At 38.9% G+C, this 21845-nt stretch carries 18 protein-coding genes; 12 read left to right on the top strand and 6 right to left on the bottom strand.

Annotated features, from left to right (window positions below):
• Position 1: 1 nt before the first annotated feature.
• Complete coding sequence (locus tag KIM67_RS03405; protein WP_163418359.1) at positions 2-751, bottom strand: DeoR/GlpR family DNA-binding transcription regulator; 750 nt, start codon at positions 749-751, stop codon at positions 2-4.
• 177 nt (positions 752-928) lie between these two features.
• On the opposite strand from KIM67_RS03405, the gene nagB reads away from it, so the two are divergent.
• From nagB to KIM67_RS03450, 9 genes are all read left to right on the top strand, one after another.
• Positions 929-2845, top strand: a complete 1917-nt coding sequence (nagB, locus tag KIM67_RS03410; protein ID WP_213829966.1) for a glucosamine-6-phosphate deaminase — start codon at positions 929-931, stop codon at positions 2843-2845.
• Positions 2846-2862: 17 nt separating this feature from the next.
• Positions 2863-5958 carry a SusC/RagA family TonB-linked outer membrane protein gene (locus KIM67_RS03415; RefSeq protein ID WP_250149134.1) on the top strand — a complete coding sequence of 1032 codons (3096 nt, stop codon included), beginning with the start codon at positions 2863-2865 and terminating at the stop codon, positions 5956-5958.
• 1 nt (position 5959) lies between these two features.
• Positions 5960-7279, top strand: a complete 1320-nt coding sequence (locus KIM67_RS03420) for a RagB/SusD family nutrient uptake outer membrane protein (RefSeq protein ID WP_250149135.1) — start codon at positions 5960-5962, stop codon at positions 7277-7279.
• Positions 7280-7373: 94 nt separating this feature from the next.
• Positions 7374-8891, top strand: coding sequence for a glycoside hydrolase family 10 protein (locus tag KIM67_RS03425; protein ID WP_213829967.1), 1518 nt, complete (start codon positions 7374-7376; stop codon positions 8889-8891).
• A 10-nt stretch (positions 8892-8901) separates the two neighbouring features.
• Positions 8902-9375: a GNAT family N-acetyltransferase gene (locus KIM67_RS03430; RefSeq protein ID WP_213829968.1), complete on the top strand. Its 474-nt coding sequence runs from the start codon at positions 8902-8904 to the stop codon at positions 9373-9375.
• Positions 9372-10652 (top strand): MFS transporter, encoded by a 1281-nt coding sequence (locus tag KIM67_RS03435; RefSeq protein ID WP_213829969.1) that lies wholly within the window; start codon positions 9372-9374, stop codon positions 10650-10652. Before KIM67_RS03430 ends, KIM67_RS03435 begins: the two co-directional genes overlap by 4 nt.
• Positions 10645-12255, top strand: a complete 1611-nt coding sequence (locus KIM67_RS03440) for a glycoside hydrolase family 3 protein (protein ID WP_213829970.1) — start codon at positions 10645-10647, stop codon at positions 12253-12255. The genes KIM67_RS03435 and KIM67_RS03440 overlap by 8 nt, the downstream gene beginning before the upstream one ends.
• Positions 12252-12920, top strand: a complete 669-nt coding sequence (locus tag KIM67_RS03445) for a bifunctional 2-polyprenyl-6-hydroxyphenol methylase/3-demethylubiquinol 3-O-methyltransferase UbiG (RefSeq protein WP_213829971.1) — start codon at positions 12252-12254, stop codon at positions 12918-12920. Before KIM67_RS03440 ends, KIM67_RS03445 begins: the two co-directional genes overlap by 4 nt.
• The gene (locus KIM67_RS03450; protein WP_213829972.1) at positions 12917-13993 is read left to right on the top strand and encodes an anhydro-N-acetylmuramic acid kinase; all 1077 of its coding nucleotides are present in this window, start codon (positions 12917-12919) and stop codon (positions 13991-13993) included. The genes KIM67_RS03445 and KIM67_RS03450 overlap by 4 nt, the downstream gene beginning before the upstream one ends.
• Positions 13994-14003: 10 nt before the next feature.
• On the opposite strand, the gene KIM67_RS03455 is transcribed toward KIM67_RS03450, so the two are convergent.
• From KIM67_RS03455 to KIM67_RS03475, 5 genes are all read right to left on the bottom strand, one after another.
• The gene (locus tag KIM67_RS03455; protein ID WP_213829973.1) at positions 14004-15212 is read right to left on the bottom strand and encodes a multidrug effflux MFS transporter; all 1209 of its coding nucleotides are present in this window, start codon (positions 15210-15212) and stop codon (positions 14004-14006) included.
• A 75-nt stretch (positions 15213-15287) separates the two neighbouring features.
• Complete coding sequence (locus KIM67_RS03460) at positions 15288-15767, bottom strand: hypothetical protein (RefSeq protein ID WP_213829974.1); 480 nt, start codon at positions 15765-15767, stop codon at positions 15288-15290.
• Between the two features lie 10 nt (positions 15768-15777).
• Entirely contained in the window at positions 15778-17319 is a 1542-nt protein-coding gene (locus KIM67_RS03465; RefSeq protein WP_213829975.1) for an acyl-CoA carboxylase subunit beta, read from the bottom strand.
• A gap of 5 nt (positions 17320-17324) precedes the next feature.
• Positions 17325-18767 (bottom strand): acetyl-CoA carboxylase biotin carboxylase subunit, encoded by a 1443-nt coding sequence (gene accC, locus KIM67_RS03470; protein ID WP_213829976.1) that lies wholly within the window; start codon positions 18765-18767, stop codon positions 17325-17327.
• 7 nt (positions 18768-18774) lie between these two features.
• Entirely contained in the window at positions 18775-19260 is a 486-nt protein-coding gene (locus tag KIM67_RS03475) for an acetyl-CoA carboxylase biotin carboxyl carrier protein subunit (RefSeq protein WP_213829977.1), read from the bottom strand.
• A 194-nt stretch (positions 19261-19454) separates the two neighbouring features.
• On the opposite strand from KIM67_RS03475, the gene udk reads away from it, so the two are divergent.
• The 3 genes from udk to KIM67_RS03490 are packed head-to-tail and all read left to right on the top strand — an operon-like array spanning position 19455 to position 21790.
• Entirely contained in the window at positions 19455-20063 is a 609-nt protein-coding gene (udk, locus tag KIM67_RS03480) for a uridine kinase (RefSeq protein ID WP_213829978.1), read from the top strand.
• Between the two features lie 4 nt (positions 20064-20067).
• The gene (locus tag KIM67_RS03485; protein WP_213829979.1) at positions 20068-20400 is read left to right on the top strand and encodes a septum formation initiator family protein; all 333 of its coding nucleotides are present in this window, start codon (positions 20068-20070) and stop codon (positions 20398-20400) included.
• Complete coding sequence (locus KIM67_RS03490) at positions 20393-21790, top strand: methylmalonyl-CoA mutase subunit beta (protein ID WP_213829980.1); 1398 nt, start codon at positions 20393-20395, stop codon at positions 21788-21790. Before KIM67_RS03485 ends, KIM67_RS03490 begins: the two co-directional genes overlap by 8 nt.
• Positions 21791-21845: the final 55 nt, after the last annotated feature.

The following is a 21845-nucleotide window of genomic DNA, read 5'->3' on the forward strand; positions in this document are numbered from 1 at the left end:
TTTACAATAATTGTATGTTCATATTTTTAAAAACATCCAGTTTAATATCCCAAGGCTCCAATTCAGTAATTAATACATCTACCTCTTCTACCCCACATATTTTATAACGTTGCAAAGATCCTATTTTTTCAGAGATGCATGGAGACACCACTTTTCTGGAACTATGAATCATTGCCTTTTTCATTTGTACGATTTCCCAATCAAATTCTGTTAGTCCTTCTATGGGATGAATAGAGTTTGTACCAAGAAAACAAATATCTACTTTAATCTCTGACAACATATTAATTGCACTGCCCCCCACAGCTATCTGAGAATCTTTTGACATTCTCCCACCAATAAATATGACTTCTACATTAGTTTTCCCTAAAAGCTGAACTGCAATCGGAAGACTCGGGGTGAAGCACGTCAATTGAATTTTTGACGGTAAACGCCTGGCCAATTCAAGATTTGTAGTACCACCGCTCAAAAGTATTACCTGACCTTCCTTTATAAGTCCAAGCGCTTTTTCGGCAATTTGCGATTTTTTTTCGAGAGAATAAATTTTCTTTCCAATAGGATTATAATTGTTAAATCCTAATGATATTGCTCCTCCATGAACTTTCTTCAATTGCTGTGAGTTGTGCAACTCCTTAATATCACGTCTTACGGTATCTACCGAAACATTGAGTAAATCCGCTATATCCGTTAGTAGTACCCTGTTATGAATCCTTACTTCATTAAGTATAAACTGATGTCTTTCCTCTTTTAACATATGGGGTGTAAAGTTAAAAAAATCTTAAAGAATATTTAATAGCAGCAAAATACGGCAAAATAGAGATATAACTAAAGATAATCATTAAAAATTGCATTAAACTGCAATTAATGCGGTTTTTTGCATATATTTGATGTTAAATTTTCCGTTTTTTGCTAGAACACTATATTTATTTAAATGAGCAACCAGTATCAAGAAGACCAGAGGTTTGAAAAAATTCAAACCATAATACATGAGAATTCCAATAATGCCTCTTTATCCGTAGCCAATGAGATTGCCAGTTTAATCAATCAAAAAAAAGAACAGGGAAAGAATGCCATCCTTGGGCTCGCCACTGGATCTACGCCGATAAAGGTTTACGAATATCTTGTTCAATTTTATAAAGAGGGAAGGTTAAGTTTTAAAAATGTAATAACCTTCAATTTAGATGAATATTTCCCCATGCAACCTGACTCCATCCACAGTTATGTTAGGTTTATGAACGAGCATCTTTTTGACCATATCGATATAGAACCTCATAATATCCATATTCCAAATGGAAACCTGAATAAGGATGAAGTACGGCAGTATTGCGAGGATTATGAGGAAAAAATCCAAAATGTTGGAGGTATCGACATCCAGATTCTAGGTATTGGTCGGACCGGACATATAGGATTCAATGAACCAGGATCAGCCCTGAAAAGTAAAACACGTCTCATACGATTGGATCGTGTTACCAGATTGGATGCAGCAAGTGATTTCTTTGGGGAAGAAAACGTTCCCAAAAGGGCAATTACCATGGGCGTAGGTACCATAATGGATGCGAAAAAGGTCATACTTATGGCCTGGGGAGAAGGAAAAGCAGATATTATTAGACAAGCTGTCGAAGGCCAGATACGAGAATCTGTACCAGCAACTTTTTTACAGCATCATAAAAATTGTGATTTTGTTCTGGATGGAGCTTCGGCATCCTCACTTACAAGAATAAAGACACCTTGGTTGGTCACCGATTGCAATTGGGACGATAGACTGATTAAAAGTGCTACCATTTGGTTATCTGAAAAACTAGGCAAAGCTATTCTCAAATTGACCAATGAAGACTATAACGAGTACGGTATGAGCAATTTGGTAGCAGAAATAGGGTCTGCCGAACAAATTAATATAAAAGTTTTCAACCAATTACAACATACCATCACAGGTTGGCCCGGAGGAAAACCAAATGCCGATGACAGCCAAAGGCCAGAACGTGCAAAGCCCCATAAAAAAAGATCGTTGATTTTTAGCCCTCACCCAGACGACGATGTAATTTCAATGGGAGGTACGCTTTTACGTTTGGTCGACCAAGGCCATCATGTCCATGTAGCGTATCAAACTTCTGGGAATATAGCAGTTTTTGATGATGAAGTAATTCGATTTTTAGATTTCGCGACTGACATTCAAAAAGACAACAAAGAACTCAAAAAACAAGTTAAAAAAGTTCGTGAATTTTTAGCATCGAAGAAACCAGGACAGGTAGACAGTGACGAGATTCAATATTATAAAGGACTTATTAGAAAAGGAGAAGCTCTATCTGCCTGCAGATACTGCGGTGTACAAGAGAAAAACGCCCATTTCCTAAACCTTCCGTTCTATGAAACAGGAGCGGTAAGAAAAAAACCATATTCAGTAGAAGATATACAAATAACATACGACCTGTTAAGCACACTACAGCCCCATCAAATATTTGCGGCCGGGGATCTTTCCGATCCACACGGTACACACAGGGTTTGCCTGGAGGTAATCTTTAAAGCATTGGAAAGGTTGGTAGAAGAGCGTGCAGAGTGGATACGAAGCTGCTACGTATGGCTTTATAGGGGTGCTTGGCAAGAATGGGAAATTGCGGACATGGAAATGGCCGTTCCTATTGGACCAAAGGATATGGCCAGAAAAATAAATGCAATTTTTAAGCACCAATCGCAAAAAGACAGTGCCATGTTCCCAGGAAATGATGAAAGAGAATTCTGGGAACGTGCCGAACAACGAAATAAAAAAACCGCAGACCGATACAATGCACTCGGTATGGCAGAGTACGAAGCGATAGAGGGCTTTGTACGATATAATTTTAACTCTAATTAATTAAACTCAACTACTCTATGAAAAAAACAAATCTAAATTTAGGAAGGCTGCTACTTTTCCTGCCTTTATTGATTTTGTTGTGTTCCAGTACAATTATGCTTGGGCAGGACAATCAATATACGGTGACTGGGACGGTAACCGATGCCGCAAGCGGAAGTCCAATCCCAGGAGCTTCTGTATTTATCGAAAACACTTCTTATGGGAGTGTAACCGACTTTGATGGAAACTATAGTTTTGAAGCCAGTCTATCTTCAAACAGCTATACACTTGTAGCAAGTTATTTAGGATTTTCCTCTGCTAAATCTGAAGTAACTTTTGGTTCTAGTAACGCAGTAAGTGCTGATTTCACACTTAAAGAAGATTTATTAAGTCTGGATGAAGTAGTCGTAACTGGCTCAACAGTGGTACAAGAACGAAAAAAATTGGGTAACGCAGTAACTACCGTAAAAAGCGTAGAGCTTTTGAAAGCCGACCCAATCAATGTGACTTCTGCAATACAAGGTAAAGTTCCTGGCGCACAGATTACGCAAAACTCAGGTGATCCAGCAGGTGGATTTTCAATCAGATTAAGAGGTCCAAGTACAATAAGTGGATCTTCGGAGCCTTTGTATATAGTTGATGGTGTTATCGCAAGTAACCTAACAACAAACGTTACCAATATTAATGTTAGTGCAGGAGATGCAAGTCCAGGTCAGAACAGAATGGTGGATATCAACCCAAATGATATTCAGGATATAAATATTCTAAACGGTTCCGCCGCAGCTGCCATATATGGATCACGTGCTTCGAATGGAGTTGTGGTCATTACGACAAAAAGAGGAAGTAATATGGCCGATGGACCAGAAATCTTCTTTAAAACATCATTTAATGTCAACCAGTTAAGGAAAGAAGTTGATGTTAATTTAAGAGGGGAACAATTTGGCGGGGAAGATGTCAGGTTATGGCCAATTTTTGGTAGAGATGCCGAAGGAAATACCACGCCTTTCGCGAACCTTTTAACCAATAAGGTAGATGTACAACGCTTTGACTATCAAGATTTGATTTTCCAAACAGGATTGGGTACCGATAATTACTTATCTGTTAGGGATGGAAACGAAAAAATGGGATATTCCGCTTCTGTTGGTTATTTATCAAATGAGGGTATAATAAAGAATACAAAATACAATAGACTTTCGGCAAGACTCAATTTTAACCATACCGTGAACGATTGGCTCTCTTATAACGTTGGACTTTACTTCATGAACAGTACTTCTGATGAAAAACCGGACGGCAACGTTTTTTGGAGCCCAATCAACTCTGTGAATATTACGAATAACATTTACGATGCAACCCAGAGGGATGCGAATGGCAACCTACAAAGTGTAGAACCAACACGGGTGAATCCATTATCAATTATTGAAGAATTTGACATCACACAGGATGTTACTAGATTCATTCCCAATCTGACCGTCTCTTTAAGACCGACCGATTTTTTGACAATAGATCAGATTTTTGGTATGGACACTTACAAACAAGAAGGTAATATTTCAATTCCTATCTATCCCTATGAGCCGGTAAATGCCGCATACTTTAATCAAGGATTTCAAGGTAATGCTGAGGCGACCGTCTTTAACTGGAATTATGATGTGAATGCAACATTTGACTTTGATATCAACGAGAACATAAATTCACAAACCATAGTAGGATACAACTTCCAATCCAGCAGTGTGGAGGACTCAGGAACCCAAGGACGCGATTTAGATGCGAACGGTGTACCTACAGTTCCTTTGCAACCACAGGAAGGTGATGACCGATTAGATATTTTTGGAGCTTTTATACAGGAAACCCTATCATTCAGCGATAGATACTTTTTAACTTTTGCAGGTAGAATCGATGGAGCCACAAATTTTGACCCTGATAAAAGAACTAACTTTTACCCTAAAGTATCTGGTTCATACGTGTTATCCAGCGAGCCATTCTGGGAAAACTCGGGCATCTCTAATGTAATTAATTCAGCAAGAATCCGTACGTCCTATGGAGAGGCGGGAAATCTAACCGCCGTAGGCCCTTATGCAAGATTTGGAAGATATAATCCAAATGAGTTCCAGGGAACCACCACATTAAACCAATCAAGTGCCCTTGGTAATGAAGGCTTAGAAGTAGAGCGATTGAAGGAATTTGAAATTGGTACGGATTTGAGTTTGTTCGATAACAGGGCTTCCATATTGTTCACCTACTACAATCAGGAAATATCCGACTTAATTGTCCAACGTACATTAGCACCTTCAGAAGGTGGACTTACAAGATTTGACAATGTTGGAAGTATGAAAAATAATGGTTTGGAAATTTACTTGAGAGTAACTCCTATTAAAACAGATAACTTAAAATGGGACTTAAATTTTAATTTCTCCAGAAATAGAAATGAAGTTACTGCAACTACAGGTGGACCAATATCCATAGCGACAGTTAGTGGAGCTCCACCACAGGTAAGAGAAGGTGAACCACTAGGGGTATTTTACGGAACTTATTTCGCAAGAAATGATGACGGTAGCTTACTGTTGACTGCAGATGGTTTACCACAACAAGAAAGAGGTGATGCCCTAGCGGGAACAATTCAACGAGATGGGGACGGACAACCAACTGGCGATCCGCTAAGAAGGGTAATAGGTGATCCAAACCCAGATTATCTTTTGGGGATAGGCACAGATTTACAATACAAGCAATTCTCTTTCTCCATGCTATGGGAATCGGTACAAGGCTTTGATGTTTTTGATGCCGATAAACGTACGAGACAAGGTGTTGGTGTAGGTAGATTGGCAGAGCAAGAATTGTCTGGAGAATTACCAAGGGGGTACATTTCTTCAATCTACCCCATACAGGAGTTTAGAATGGAAGACGGTTCGTTTGTAAAACTGCGTGAGGTTTCCTTGGGCTATACATTCCCTGAGCTATTCAAAGGTGTGAAAAATTTCACTGTAGCTTTAAAAGGAAGAAACTTAATTTCTATTGACAACTTTTTTAGTTATGATCCAGAAACAAATGCTGGTGGACAATCGAACTTGTTACGTGCTGTGAATTTTGGAAATGTTCCAATTCCGAGAACTTTTATCTTATCACTAAGTGCAAATTTCTAATATGAAGACAATGAAAAATATCAATAAAATTTTTATAGCAATTACCATGCTCTTTATTGTCGTATCATGTGACAAAGAGTTTATCGACCCAATTAATATCTCTGATCCAGAAGTAGAAGGAAGTGTTGAAAATCTGATCAAGTTGATCAATGGAATCCAGCAACGCTTCAGCACAGATCGTGCAGGTGCAAAATACACAACGGTTACCGCATCGGGATTAACAGCAGATGAATTGAGATTGATTAATCCAGGTAACCTGGGAGAGGCAGAGCTGACCAATGGAGGTACCGAAATCTCTATCAACAATGGTGTTATAAGGAGCTTGTGGGGCGAGATTATGTTGGTTAGAAATGAATCCTTAACTGTATTGGAAAGTGCTGATGCAGCAGCGGCAGATGAAGCCGAAGCAAATAGTTTAAAGGCCTACGCCCTATTTTATGAAGCATTGGCCAACGGTACATTGATTCGGTTTTTTGAGCAAGTACCGCTGCTTACCGAGGCAAACGCACAGTTTAATACTAGAGCAGAAGTCTTGGCAGATGCCATAGGTGATTTAAATACAGCTCTTGGTTACGTTCAGAGTGGTATCTCCTCATCTGTATCTTCGGGTGTTTTTCAATCTGTGGATTTGGAGAATTCCATTCAGGCACTATTGGCTAGATATCATTTAATGGCAGGTAATTACGCAGAAGCAGTTACGGCTGCAAATGCAGTTGATTTATCTGTGCAGTCAACATGGTCTTATGATGCCGCAGTTCCAAATCCAATTGCTGAAACCTATGGAACGAACAACGTTGTAGAAGCAAAGGATGATCAATTTGGACTACCAGATGATCTATTACCGGATCCAGCTGATGAACGAATTGATTTTTACGTTACAATCGCAAACGATCCTTCAACTAACGAGGATGCATTTTTTGCAGTCGGATTCTTTGATGACAATCTTGATGAAATTCCCGTATACCTTCCAGGCGAAATGCTGTTGATCGAAGCGGAAGCGTTGGCAAGACAAGGCCAAATACCTCAAGCTATAGCAGCATTGGACGAAGTCTTGACCAAAACTGCTGCGGAAGATGCCTTTGGTATAGGGGCCAACCTACCTGCCTACGCAGGAGCAGCAACTGAAGAGGCTGTTTTAGAGGAAATTTATAGAAACAGACGCATTGAACTTTTTATGACTGGAATGTCCCTAGAGGATAGTAGAAGGTTTAACAGACCTGGACCTGGTGAAACGGACGCTGAACGTAACAGGAATTTTTATCCCTATCCTGATACGGAAAGAGACAATAATACAAATACACCTGCTGATCCAGCGAATTAAACAGCTTCAGTTTTGAATTAGTTGTTAGTTTTAATTTAATCAAGTGAAAAGGCCTACATTTAGTCCATACGTAGGCCTTTTTTAGTTACCCTTTATGCGAAGTATTTCTTATGTAATCCTTATACTTTTTTGTCTTTCGTGTGCCACCAACAAGATGTATACCATTAATGTGCCCAAAACAGAGTTTAGAGGCGTATGGATTGCTACAGTGGTCAATATTGATTGGCCCAAAAACTCAAAAGATAATGTAGAAAAGCAGAAAAAGGATTTCATTGAAATTCTTGACTTTTATCAAAACTTAAACTTTAACGCAGCTATCGTACAAATCCGAACGGCAGGTGACGCGTTTTATAAAACGGAATTGGCACCATGGTCCAAATATCTTACGGGAAAAGAAGGCCAGGCACCTACAGACTTTGACAAACCTTTAGAATGGATGATAGCTGAAACCCATAAACGGGGCATGGAGTTTCATGCCTGGTTAAATCCGTATAGGGCCACTTTTGATTTGGATACTCTTGCGCTTTCAAAAACACATGATTATTACCAACATCCAGACTGGATGGTAAAATATGGTAAAAAGTTTTATTACAATCCCGGTTTGCCAGAAGTCCAACAAAAGCTAACAGCTGTGATTGAAGAAATTACAGCAAATTATGAAATTGATGCCATTCATTTTGATGATTATTTTTATCCCTACAAAATACAAGGGGAAACATTCAATGATAGCATTGCATTTCAAACAAACAGATTACCTAATCAGAGTTTAGAAGATTGGCGGCGAAGCAATGTGGATTCTTTGGTCAAAAAAGCACACCAAACCATAAAGAACACAAAACCTTGGGTACAATTTGGTATAAGCCCCTTTGGAGTTTGGAAAAATAAGAATACCGATCCAAAAGGTTCCGATACACAGGCAGGGCAAACCACCTATGAAGACCTTTACGCAGATCCACTCCTATGGTCAGAAAAAAGATGGTTGGACTATTTGGTGCCACAAATCTATTGGAGCTTGGAACATCCCAAAGCTTCCCATCGTACAATTGCAAATTGGTGGTCCAATGCAACAACGAACACCAACCTATATATCGGAAACGGCACGTACAAAATCAAAAACAATTCGGACAAGGCTTGGAACAAAAAAAACGAAATCCCTAAACAACTTTCCTTAGCTAGAGAAAGAATCGAAATTACGGGCAATGTCTTTTTTAGTGCTAAATCGCTTATAGGACAAAACGAAAACGTAACCAATTTGCTAAAACGAAAATTCTACAAATTCCCAGTTCAGAACCCAACAAGCCCAAGAAAAATAAATAGATCGGTCGCTCCCATTAAAATCAAAACGTCTTTATTGGTTGAAAACAAACTTGAAGTTTGCATTTCCCATAAAGATAGTATCCCCCGATTCGTGCACTTCTATGCTATCAAAAACAAAGCTGCAATCAATGAAAAATTACTTATCCAAAAAAGGTACCTTTCAGAAAGTGAAAAGGAAAGTTGCTCACAACTGCAATTAACCAAACGTCAATTAAAAAATCCTATAGGAGTATCTATAATTGATGCTTTTGGCAATGAGGGCGAGTTACAATTTATTAATCCAAAAACAGATTAATATGCAGGATATGCTTGTTAGACTTTTAGATTTACCCAACGTCTCCAAGGAAGAAAAAAAACTTTTGGAAACTGAAAGTATTGTTTTTAGAAAACCCATAGCTCCAGAAAAAAGCTTAGTAACCGATTGGGTAACATCAAATTTCAGTAAAAATTGGGGTGACGAAGTAAATGTAGCTTTTGCAAGCCTTCCCGTAAACTGTTTTATCGCTCAGCGGGAACAGTCCATTTTAGGCTTTGCCTGTTTTGAGTGCACCTCAAAAAACTTTTTTGGTCCTACCGGTGTACTTACATCCGAAAGGGGAAAAAGTATAGGTAAAATATTATTAATAAAAGCACTTGAAGCGCTTAGGCAGATGGGGTACGGCTATGCCATTATTGGTGGAGTCGGCCCTGCATCCTACTATGAAAAAACCGTAGGTGCCAAAATCATAGAAAAATCGGAAAAGAGTATCTATGAGAATCTATTAAAACAACCTAAATGAACGCTGAAAAAAAGGACAAAGGTGCATGGGCATGGATACCGTTGCTCTACTTTACCCAAGGGATTCCCTATATTTTAGTAGTGACCGTATCCGTTATTATGTACAAACGCCTTGGAATAGGGAATGCAGAAATTGGGCTTTACACCAGTTGGCTCTACCTCCCTTGGGTCATTAAACCATTGTGGAGCCCTATGGTAGATTTGAACGGAACCAAACGAAAATGGTTTTTGGCGATGCAGTTTGTCGTAGCCTTGGCTTTTTTGGGGATTGGTCTTTTTCTTCCCTCAAATTCATTTTTCGTCATCACACTAGCTTTCTTCTGGATGGCAGCCTTTGCATCCGCTACGAACGATATCGCTTCCGACGGTTACTATATGATCGGTCTAACCCAGAAAAAACAGTCATTTTTTATAGGGTTGCGCAGCACGTTCTACAGGCTTGCTATGGTCACCGGGCAAGGACTTTTGGTCATATTTGCTGGATTCTTGGAAAACAAATATGGTGATAATACCAAAGCATGGTCCATGACCATGATATGTGCTGCTGTTTTAATGATGGTATTGACAATCTCCAACTTTTTTGCAGCACCCAAGTTTGAAGACACTCAAAATATGGCGTTAAAAGACCGTATTGGATTTTTGGAAGTTTTTGCTTCGTTCTTTAGAAAAAAACAAATATGGATGGCGCTATTGTTCATTCTAACTTATCGCTTGGGTGAATCGCAATTGGTAAAAATGGCCTCCCCTTTTTTGTTGGATACTATAGAAGTTGGTGGGCTGGGCTATTCAACAGAAGCCGTGGGAACCATTTACGGAACCGTTGGTATCATTATGCTATCATTAGGTGGAATCATTGGAGGAATTCTGATTTCTAGGGATGGATTAAAAAAATGGATGCTCCCCATGTTGCTAGCACTTAACTTACCGAATATTTTCTATGCCATATTGGCCTATACCCAATCCACAAGTCTATTTGCAGTTGTTGGCACAGTAGTATTGGAACAATTTGGCTATGGGTTTGGGTTTGCAGCCTTTCTCATCTATCTTATTTACATTTCCGAAGGAATTTCAAAGACCTCACACTATGCCATAGCTACCGGGTTTATGGCCTTGGGAATGATGTTACCCGGAATGTTGAGTGGGTATATTCAAGAATGGCTAGGCTATGATGGCTTCTTTTTATGGGTGGTCATTGCAGCAATTCCTGCATTCTTGGTACTCACCTTTTTAGAATATCCCGAAGATTATGGTAAAAAATCAAATGTGAGCGATGCTTAACAGATTACCAAGCTACAAAGAAGCAAAAGAAAAGCTTACGCCCAAACAAAAAGTGGGGCAATTGTTTATGCCTGCCGTTTTTATAAACGATAGCGAAAAAGAAATCAGCAGTATTGAAGATTTAATACGGACAGACAACATAGGCGCTATTTGTTTTTTTCATAGTCGTGCTAGCGCAGCCACTAACTTTGAGGGCAAGAAGAAGGTAGTTTATAATGAGAACAGTTATGACCGTTTAAAACAACTCATTGACAGGTACCAAAAGGCTGCCAAATTTCCATTACTTGTAGCTATTGACGCAGAATGGGGATTGGCTATGCGGATAGAAAACACAAACCAATTCCCTTATGCGATTACCTTAGGGGCGATTCAAGGAGACAACCAGTTAATTTATGAAGTTGGGCGGCAAATAGCGCTAGATTGTATGGAAGCTGGCGTCCATTGGAATCTAGCTCCCGTAGTTGATATCAATAACAATCCTAAGAACCCGGTAATTGGTTACAGGTCTTTTGGCGATGATAAGAATAAAGTTCTGGTAAAAGCCGAAGCTTATATTAATGGGATGAACAGTGTTGGTACTTTAAATGCGATTAAACATTTTCCTGGGCATGGCGACACCGATACAGATTCGCACTTGGGATTGCCTGTGATCAACAAGACAAGAGAAGCGCTTTTTGACAATGAACTTTACCCATACAAACAACTTATAAAAAAGGGCGTGGATGCAGTAATGGTAGGGCATTTGTCAGTACCTGGCTTGGACGATTCTGGAAACCCTTCCACCACCTCATCAAAAATTATAACCGATGTCCTGCGAACAGATTTAGGTTTTGAAGGGGTTATTATCTCCGATGCTTTGAACATGCATGCCGTATCTAAAAAATATGAACAAAAAGGAGCACTTGAAGCCAAGGCTTTTGAAGCTGGCATGGATATGATGTGTTTCTCCGAAAACTCAGTACAAGGCATTGCGAAAATAACAGCTACGGCCACTGAGAAAAATATTGAAGATAGTTTTGAACGCGTCTGGAAATTGAAGGAAAAAATCTTCTTAGAAGCGAGTCAAGAAGATCATATCACAGGACAATCAGTATCAGAATTAAATCGAAAAATAGCGCAAAGAAGTATCACCGAGCTATATGGAAATCCAAGAGATGTTGAAAAATTCAAACAGCCCGAGTTCCTTAATCTTTCATTGGATAATCAATCCACAAATCACTTTTCATCAAAGATTCAAAAAGAATATGGGCAGACGCACCATTGTTTAAAAGAAACTACAATTGTTGAAATCAAAAAAGCAATCTCCCGACATCAATATATTGTATTGGCACTCTTTCCCCAATCCATCAAACCAAAGAATAAATTCGGAATTGCAGAGGAAGTCTTAACTGTTATTACCGAAATGATATCCAAAAAAAATGTTTTGATCTATCTTTTTGGAAATCCATATGCACTGGATATACTCAAATTGAAACCCAATTCAAATACCGTAATCGTATACCAAGATTTTCCAGAATTTCAGCAAGAGGCATTTCGGCATTTCACAAGGGAACTAAAAGCAATGGGCAAGCTTCCTGTAACATTGAAAACATTTGGTGTATGAAAACTGATATTATCTCATCCTGGGAAAAGAATGCTACCGAATGGATCAAGGTAATTCAAGGTGACGGTATTCCATCAAGAAAGTATACCAACAGAGCTATTCTTGATATAATTTCCAAAATAGCGTGTGAAAAAATTGTAGACGTAGGCTGCGGTGAAGGTTGGCTTACCAGAGAACTCAGTAAAATGGGAATGAATGCCACGGGATTGGATGCCATTGAGAGTCTATTGATTGAGGCCCGAAAAAAAGGAACTGAGAATTACCATACATTCACTTTTGAGGATATTATAGCGGGCAAAACTATTCCCAATGCTCCATTTGATGTTGCAGTTTTCAACTTCTGCCTGTATTTGGGCGAAGACCTTGAAATGCTTCTGAAAAAAACACTGGATGGGATTTCTGACAACGGGACCCTATTGATTCAAACGCTACATCCTTTTTCCCTTATCCAAAATGGATTTCCGTATAAAAGCCAATGGTTATCGGATTCTTGGAAAGGCCTACCCGGCAATTTTAAAGATGGACATGCTTGGTACGCGAGGACTTTTGAGGATTGGATCGCGTTAATTTCCAATCTTGAAAATGTTCATTTTTCTACAAAAGAAGTTCTCAATGAAGAGCAGAAACCTGTTTCATTAATCCTAAAAATCGATAAAACATCATGAAGGTATACAAAGTATTGGGTTTAATGTCGGGAACTTCCTTGGATGGATTGGATTTGGCCTACTGTCATCTTTGGAAAAATGATGCCCATTGGAATTTCTCTTTAGAGCATACGCTCGAAGTTGGGTATACGGAAAAGATGCGCGATTATCTTAAAAACGCTATTTACCTTTCGGAAGAAGAACATGCACAGTTGCATAAGGATTATGGAACTTGGTTGGGTGACCAAGCTTCTCGCTTTATTGAGGCGCAACAACTTGAAGTAGATTTTATATCCAGCCACGGACACACATCGCATCATAGACCCGAAGATGGCATTACCTTTCAGTTGGGTGACGGGCAATTTTTGGCCAATGCGAGCGGCAAACAGGTGGTCTGCGATTTTAGGACAAAAGATGTTTCCCTAAAAGGACAAGGGGCACCTCTGGTTCCCATTGGCGACCGGCTCTTGTTTCACGAATATGATTTCTGTCTGAATCTTGGAGGTATCAGTAATATATCTTTTGAAAAGGATGGAAAACGAATCGCGTATGATATTGGATTGGCCAATATGCCCCTAAACTATATCACTGAAAAAATGGGGCTTGCCTATGACGAAGGCGGGAAATTGGCAAAAAGTGGAACCTTGGATAAAGTGCTCTTGAAAAAACTCGATCAATTAGGGTATTACCAACTACCCTACCCTAAATCTACCGGATATGAATTTTTTACTGAACAAGTAGTTCCCTTAATCTCAGCTTCAAAGGCTTCTGATATTGATCTACTACATACGTTCATACATCACAACTGTGAACAAATAGCCAACGAAGTTTATAAATATGCTACAAAGGCGCATCACAAACTTTTTGTGGCAGGTGGTGGTACCTTTAATCTGTTTTTTATGGATACGTTGAAAGAAAAGCTTGGAAAAGCAATAGAGGTCGTTATCCCCAATACCAAGTTGATTGCCTTTAAAGAAGCATTGGTCTTTGCATTAATGGGAGTTTTACGTTTAGAAGAAAAAACAAATGTGCTCAGCTCCGTAACCGGTGCAATTCAAGATTCTTCGAGCGGTTCAATCTTTTATCCTGAATAGTATTTTTGTATTAAGATGTAACCAATCTCTTGGTTTTTTTGATAACCATGAATATCGCCAGCGAAGCAAATCCACAGAGTGCCAAACCTATAAAAAGAGGCAAAACCCTATCTTCAACAAAGTTCCCGATAAAAGACGCAATGGGCACCGAAATAACAGTGGACACAAAACCGTTGATTGCCGCTCCTATTCCTGCGATATGACCAATGGGCTCCATAGCAATAGAACGGAAATTGCCCCACATAAAGCCCAAACAAAAGAATTGTAGAAATAGAAACACGACTAAAATAATAACGCTTGGATTTGGCGAACTCCAGAACAAAAGCACAAACAACGTAGCGTTTCCACAAAAAGCGATCAGTGCCATAAATGATAATTTTCGCATACCAAAGCGAAGTACCAGTTTACCATTGGAAAATGTAGAAAGTCCTATAGAAACAGACAATCCGGCAAAAATGTACGGAAATGTATCCTTTAAATCGTAAAGATCTTCGAAAATATGTTGCGATGCACTCAAATACACCAAAAAAGCTCCTGTTACCAATCCCGAGACAAAAGTGAATGCAACCGTTTCACGATACCGTAAAAACTCCTTTAATCCATCGGTGAACATATGGGTGGTTATCGGAATCTTATATTCTGGACGTAACGTTTCTGGTTGACGTTTCCAAAACCATACCCCAACCAAGAACGTGCAGCCCAATTGCATATAAAAAATGGCTTGCCAATTAAATGCATCCAGAATAACTTTCCCAATGGCAGGCGCTACAATCGGAACTAAAATAAAAAATGCGGTTACAAAAGACATGACCCGTGCCATATAATCACCTTTGTACGTATCACGGATAATAGCAATTGCGATAGTTCTTGCCGTGGACAAACCTATACCTTGCAGTATTCTGCCAAAAACCATCCATTCCAAACTTGGGGCTACGATACAAATAACACTGGCAATGCCAAATACCAGCATTCCCAAATAAACCACTGGTTTTCTTCCATAACAATCTGAAAGCGGACCGAAAAATAATTGTCCTACGCCCAAACCAAGAAAAATCATGGTAATCAGCATCTGATTATCTGTGGAGTCCACACTTTTAATAGCCTCTCCAATATTTGGGATTGCCGGTAACAAAGCATCTATGGAAAGTGCCACAATCGACATCAATGCAGCCATTAATGCGATGAACTCAAAGTTCGGCTTCTGATTTTCTTTTTGCATGATGCAAAACTAGGTATACCCTAGCGAGTGGTGAAGCTTTTTTAGATAGTATTTTGATTATGTTTTCAGAAAAAATTATAAAAGATCAATAGAAATATGTTCTTTATGATTGATTTTATCCAAATCGAACTTTCCATACTGTCCGTTCAACGGAGGAAGCTCTAAAAACTTAGTGACATATTGCTCTAGAAGAAAACTTTTTACATACTCTGGGTCATCAAAAGGACTGACCCAAATCTTTATCTTCAGGTCGTTGATATCAAAAGTATCCTTAATCCGATAAAATTTCTTGCTAAACGTTTGATGTCCTTTGTTTATCGAAATACTTCGCCGATTATAAAACACTTCAAAAATTGTTTTTTGGAAAGAACCCACCCTATCCAAAATCACATCAGCTTTACCAATGTAGAGTATCCCATTTTCATCTTTTCCTTTAAGCCTCGTTACTCTTCTTGGCATACCATCCTTGCACCAGATAAGGCCAAAACACCCTTTACTTTTCTGTGTAGAAAAATCAAGGATTTTGGCCGGATCAGAATCAATATTGATTATCATCTTACACTAGCTACAAAGGTATATTGCCGTGCTTCTTTTTTGGAACCTGCACTTCTTTATTCTCCAACATGGCAAAAGCTTTTAATAATTTGCGCCTTGTATCTTCTGGCAATATAACCTCATCAATAAAACCGCGTCTTGCCGCACGGTATGGATTGGCAAACTTATCAGCATATTCCGCTTCTTTTTCTGCCAATTTTTCGGTAGGATTCTCAGCCGTGGCAATTTCCCTCCTAAAAATAATTTCACTTGCCCCTTTGGCACCCATTACAGCAATCTCCGCATTAGGCCATGCAAAATTGAAATCTGCACCAATATGCTTGGAGTTCATAACGTCATAGGCGCCTCCATATGCTTTTCTGGTAATCACCGTAATTCTTGGGACAGTAGCTTCACTAAGGGCATATAAAAGTTTTGCACCATGCATAATGATACCTTCCCATTCTTGATCCGTTCCCGGTAAAAATCCTGGCACATCGACCAACACCAACAATGGAATATTGAATGCATCGCAAAACCTGGTAAAACGCGCTGCTTTTCTAGAGCTCTTCACGCCCAATACTCCTGCCAAGAACATTGGTTGGTTGGCTATGATACCAATGCTCCTACCACCTAGCCTTGCAAAACCAACGATGATATTTTCGGCATAGTCTTTATGGATTTCATAAAAAGAGTCTTCATCTATAATCCCTTCGATTACATCATGCATATCGTAGGGTTTATTGGGGTTACCGGGTACAATGCTTGTAAGTTCTTCTCTTATTTCATCTCCTAGTGCATAAGGTTTTTGTTTAGGAACTTCAGAACTATTTTGCGGTAAATAATCCAATAATTTCCGAATATCATTTAAACAAGCTGCATCATTGGAAGAGGTTTTATGTGCTACACCTGATTTAACGGCATGTGTACTGGCGCCGCCCAATTCTTCTGAGGTCACCGTTTCATTGGTCACTGTTTTCACGACATTTGGGCCAGTAACGAACATATAACTGGTTTCTTCCACCATTACGATAAAATCCGTCATGGCCGGAGAATAAACGGCACCCCCCGCACACGGTCCCATTACAGCGGATATCTGTGGGATTGCTCCTGAAGCTTGTACATTTCTGTAAAATATATCAGCATAACCGCCCAATGACTTTACACCCTCCTGAATACGAGCCCCACCAGAATCGTTCAATCCAATGATCGGTGCCCCAACCTTCATGGCCAAATCCATCACCTTGCAAATCTTTTCTGCATGGGTTTCGGATAGAGCACCACCAAAAACCGTAAAGTCTTGCGCATAAACATAGACCAGTCGTCCATTAATAGTTCCGTAACCGGTTACGACCCCATCGCCATAATACACTTCCTTGTCCATACCAAAGTCAGTGGTACGGTGGGTTACCAAGATTCCCATTTCCTCAAAAGAGCCTTCGTCCAATAGGTAGTCTATACGTTCTCTTGCTGTTAATTTTTTCTTTTGGTGCTGCTTTTCAATCCGTTTTTCACCACCTCCCAAGTGGGCTTCGGCTATCTTATCCTTTAAAATTTTTATTTTGGAATCCATACGAATCAGTTTGTCGGTAATTTTATAATTTTTTGGTCTTCTAGATATTGTTGCAGTGCAACCATGGCCGCTATTTTTGCTTCTTCAGTATTCTTTTGTTTAAGAATTTCCGGGGAATAATAATCTTTTACAAAATGTGTATCAAAATTTCCAGACCTGAATGCTTCGTGCTCCATAACAAACGTACCGAAAGGCAGTGTAGTCTGAACACCTTTGATCTTGTAATCCTTTATAGCGTCCAACATGAGTTCAATAGCTTCCTCACGGGTTCTACCATAGGTTGTTAATTTTGAAAGCATGGGATCATAGTAAATCGGAATATCCATTCCTTCTTCAAAACCGTTATCTACACGTATTCCCTCGCCTTCAGGAAGTTCATAGACTTCCAGCGTACCAACACTGGGAAGAAAATCGTTTAAGGGATCCTCGGCGTATACACGCAACTCCATGGCATGGCCGTTTATTTTTAAATCTTCTTGTTTTAAGGATAGTTCTTCTCCCCTGGCCACTTTTATCTGTAATTCCACTAAATCAACGCCAGAGATAAGTTCGGTAACGGGATGCTCTACCTGTAATCTGGTATTCATTTCCAAAAAGTAGAAATTTAAATCAGCATCCATTAAAAACTCAACTGTTCCCGCACCAACATAATCACATGCCTTGGCCACTTTGGTCGCAGCTACTCCCATAGCTTCTCGTAACTCTGGAGTCAAAATTGACGAAGGTGCTTCTTCTACAACCTTTTGGTGACGTCTTTGGATACTACATTCCCGTTCAAAAAAGTGCAGCACATTCCCATGGGTATCGGCCATTACCTGAATTTCTACGTGTCTTGGGGAGGTAACATATTTCTCAACAAAAACAGAACCGTCACCAAATGCAGATGTGGCCTCACTTATGGCACGCTCCATTTGAGATTCCAGGTCCTCTTCCTTGTCAACGACTCGCATGCCCTTTCCACCACCACCTGCAGAAGCTTTGATCAAGACGGGATATCCTATCTCGTTGGCAATTTCTTTGGCTTTTGAAACATCGGTGATGGCCTCATCTATGCCTGGTACCATAGGAATATCGTAGGCCTTTACTGCTTCTTTGGCAGCTAGCTTACTTCCCATTACACGAATTGCTTTGGATTTTGGACCAATAAACGTAAGTCCATTTTTTTCAACGGCCTCGGCAAAATCTGCATTTTCACTTAAAAACCCGTAGCCCGGATGGATTCCATCAACATTTAACTTTAGGGCAACTTCAATAATTTTATCCCCTAATAGATACGATTTGTTGGAAGGTGCTTCACCTATACAGACAGCTTCATCTGCAAACCGCACATGAGGTGCGTTTCTGTCCACTTCAGAAAATACTGCTACGGTGCGTATTCCCATTTTTTTTGCAGTCTTCATGACCCGTACTGCTATTTCACCACGATTTGCAACCAATATTTTTTTCATAGTTGACCTATTCAAATTCAATCAATAATTGTTTTTTTTCTACAGCTTCACCTTGGGTAACAGCAATTTTTTTGATAATACCGTTTCTTGGTGATGAGATACTATTTTCCATTTTCATGGCTTCGAGCACCAACAGTTGTTCATCCTCTTTTACCGCGTCACCTTCCTTAACGGATATATCCAAAATAAGCCCGGGCATTGGCGCCGAAATAGAGTCTACATTTTTAGCACCATTGGTCGCAAAGCCCATTTTATTGATAAGCTCATCCAAAGGTGTCTGTATATTCGCCCGACACTCACTACCGTTTATTTTGATGGTGTAAGATTTGTTGTTGAAGTCTGCATTTACAATCTGAATGTGGTAAGACACCCCATCCTTCAATAGATGGTACTCGTCTTCTCCGGTCTTAAACATGTCCAAAGAAGAAATTTCGTCTTCTGAAAATTGAAAATCAAAATTTTCATTGACCTTGATTACATAGGGATTTTCCATAAAAAATATTGCCTTAGGTTATCTAGATAAATATAAGATTAAAGCCTTAATCCTGTACAAAACTAGTGTGATAAACTTTTGTGAATTATGATAATAGTCATTCATTTTTTTAACAACCCTTACTAACTATGCACTTGATTTTGGCAAACAAAAGAATCTTATCAAATGCTTATTTTTGAGGTTTAAACAATATTATGCTGATTTTAGGAATTGCAGGGGGTACAGGTTGTGGAAAAACTACTGTAGTGAATCAAATAGTAGGCGAACTTCCAGAGAACGAGGTAGGGGTTATTTCTCAAGACTCCTACTATAATGACCTTTCTCATATGAATAAAGAGGAACGGGGAAAAGTAAATTTTGACCACCCTAATTCCATAGATTTCGACTTATTGATCTCACATCTTGAACAATTAAGACAGGGTAAATCCATACATAAACCTATATATTCTTTTGTTGAGGAAACACGATTGGGAGAAACTATTTTAACCCAACCAAGAAAAGTAATGATCGTAGAGGGTATTTTGGTGTTGAGCAACCCAGAATTGCGTAAAATGTTCGATATAAAAATTTATGTACATGCCGATTCCGATGAACGCCTTATAAGAAGATTGCAAAGGGATATACGAGAGCGTGGACACGATTTGGAAAAAGCGTTGACAAGATATCAAACTGCTGTAAAACCTATGCATCAACAGTTTATAGAACCCTCAAAAGAGTTTGCGGACATCATTATCCCCAATAACCACTACAATACCGTTGCGGTCGATATGGTACGAACTATTATAAACGATAGGTTAAGCTAAGGATATGGGGCTAAAAAATCTAAAACAGAAAAAATGGTTCAAGGTCATGACAAACATGTATGTCCTGGTATTGACAATTTTTGTGATTTGGATGACTTTTTTTGATACCAATTCCCTAATGATTCATCTAGAATTGAGGAATGAAGTCAAGAAACTCGAAAAGCAAAAAGATTTTTTACAAGGAGAAATCGATAAAGACAAAGAAATACTTAAAAAACTATCCAGTAAAAGCGAGCTAGAAAAATTCGCGCGGGAAAAATATTATATGAAAAAAGAAAACGAAGAAATTTTCTTGATCGAATACGAGGATAGCCTAAAGACTGAAAAAAATGACTAAAGAAGATTTGTTCAGTGAATTTACAGAAGTTTCTGCCAAACAATGGAAACAGAAAATCCAAGTAGATCTAAAAGGGGCAGATTACACGGAAACATTGGTTTGGGAATCTTTGGAAGGTATAAAAGTAAAGCCCTTTTATAGTGTCGAGGATTTGGAAGGACTAAAGACCTTTAAATTACCTAATGATCATCACTGGAGCGTTGCACAATCCATTTATGCAGGTGACTCCAAAAAAGCTAACACCAAGGCGGCTACCAGCATAACCAAAGGAACTGAGAGCATCTTGTTCACGATTCCCAATGATAATGTTGACTTTGAAATACTTTTCTTCAATATTGATTTAGAAAGCATACCAATTCATTTGGAGTTTCAATTTTTGGATAGTGTTACAGTAAAAAGATTACTGGATTTTTTAAACGGAAAAAAGGCAACGGTACATCTTAACTTTGATATCATCGGTAATCTTTCTAGAACTGGAAATTGGTTTTACAATCTTGAAGAGGATCATAAACTTTTAGAGAACATTTACAAACTTGCTTTCAAGAATGAAAATATTAGTTCCATTGCCATTGATACTTCATTGTACCAAAATTCTGGTGCCAATGTAGTTCAACAATTGGCCTATGGGTTGGCCCACGCCAATGAGTATCTAAATTACTTTCAAAATAACGACTTAACCAAAGTAGAAAAATCGCAGCCTATTATTTTTAAAGTTTCAGTAAGCGGTAACTACTTCTTTGAAATAGCAAAATTAAGAGCGTTACGATGGCTCTGGAAAAGCATTTCAGAAACTTACGATATAAGCGATGATTGCCATATTTTGGCAATTCCGTCCAAGCGCAACAAAACGTTGTACGATTATAATGTTAACATGCTTCGTACCACATCAGAATACATGTCAGCTATCCTAGGTGGCGCAGATACTTTGTTAAGCTTGCCCTATGATGCCATTTATCATAAGGACAACGAATTTGCGGAACGCATTGCACGAAATCAATTATTGTTGTTAAAAGAAGAAAGCTATTTTGACCAAGCTTCAAAAGTAGCGGAGGGTTCCTATTACGTGGAAGTCTTAACGCATCAATTGGCAGAAAAAGCATTGGAACTCTTTAAACAGATTGAAAACTCTGGCGGTTTTTTAAGTGAACTTAAAAAAGGAAACATCCAGAGAAAAATAAAAGAGAGTGCTGCAAAGGAAGAGCAGCTCTTTGAAACAAAACAGACTACACTGGTAGGAACCAATAAGTTCGAAAATCTAGATGATAAAATGAAAGATAGCCTAGACCTCTACCCTTTCGTTAAAATTAAACCTAGAAAAACAATCATAGAGCCTATCGTTGAGAAACGATTAGCAGAAGCATTGGAACAAAAAAGACTAAGCGATGAGTAGAAAAAAATTTGAAAATCTCGAATTAGTATCTTCCAGTAATGGACAGATAGAAAAA

The sequence above is a fragment of the Flagellimonas sp. 389 genome (genome assembly GCF_018449435.1).
In the GTDB taxonomy this organism is placed as follows: domain Bacteria; phylum Bacteroidota; class Bacteroidia; order Flavobacteriales; family Flavobacteriaceae; genus Flagellimonas.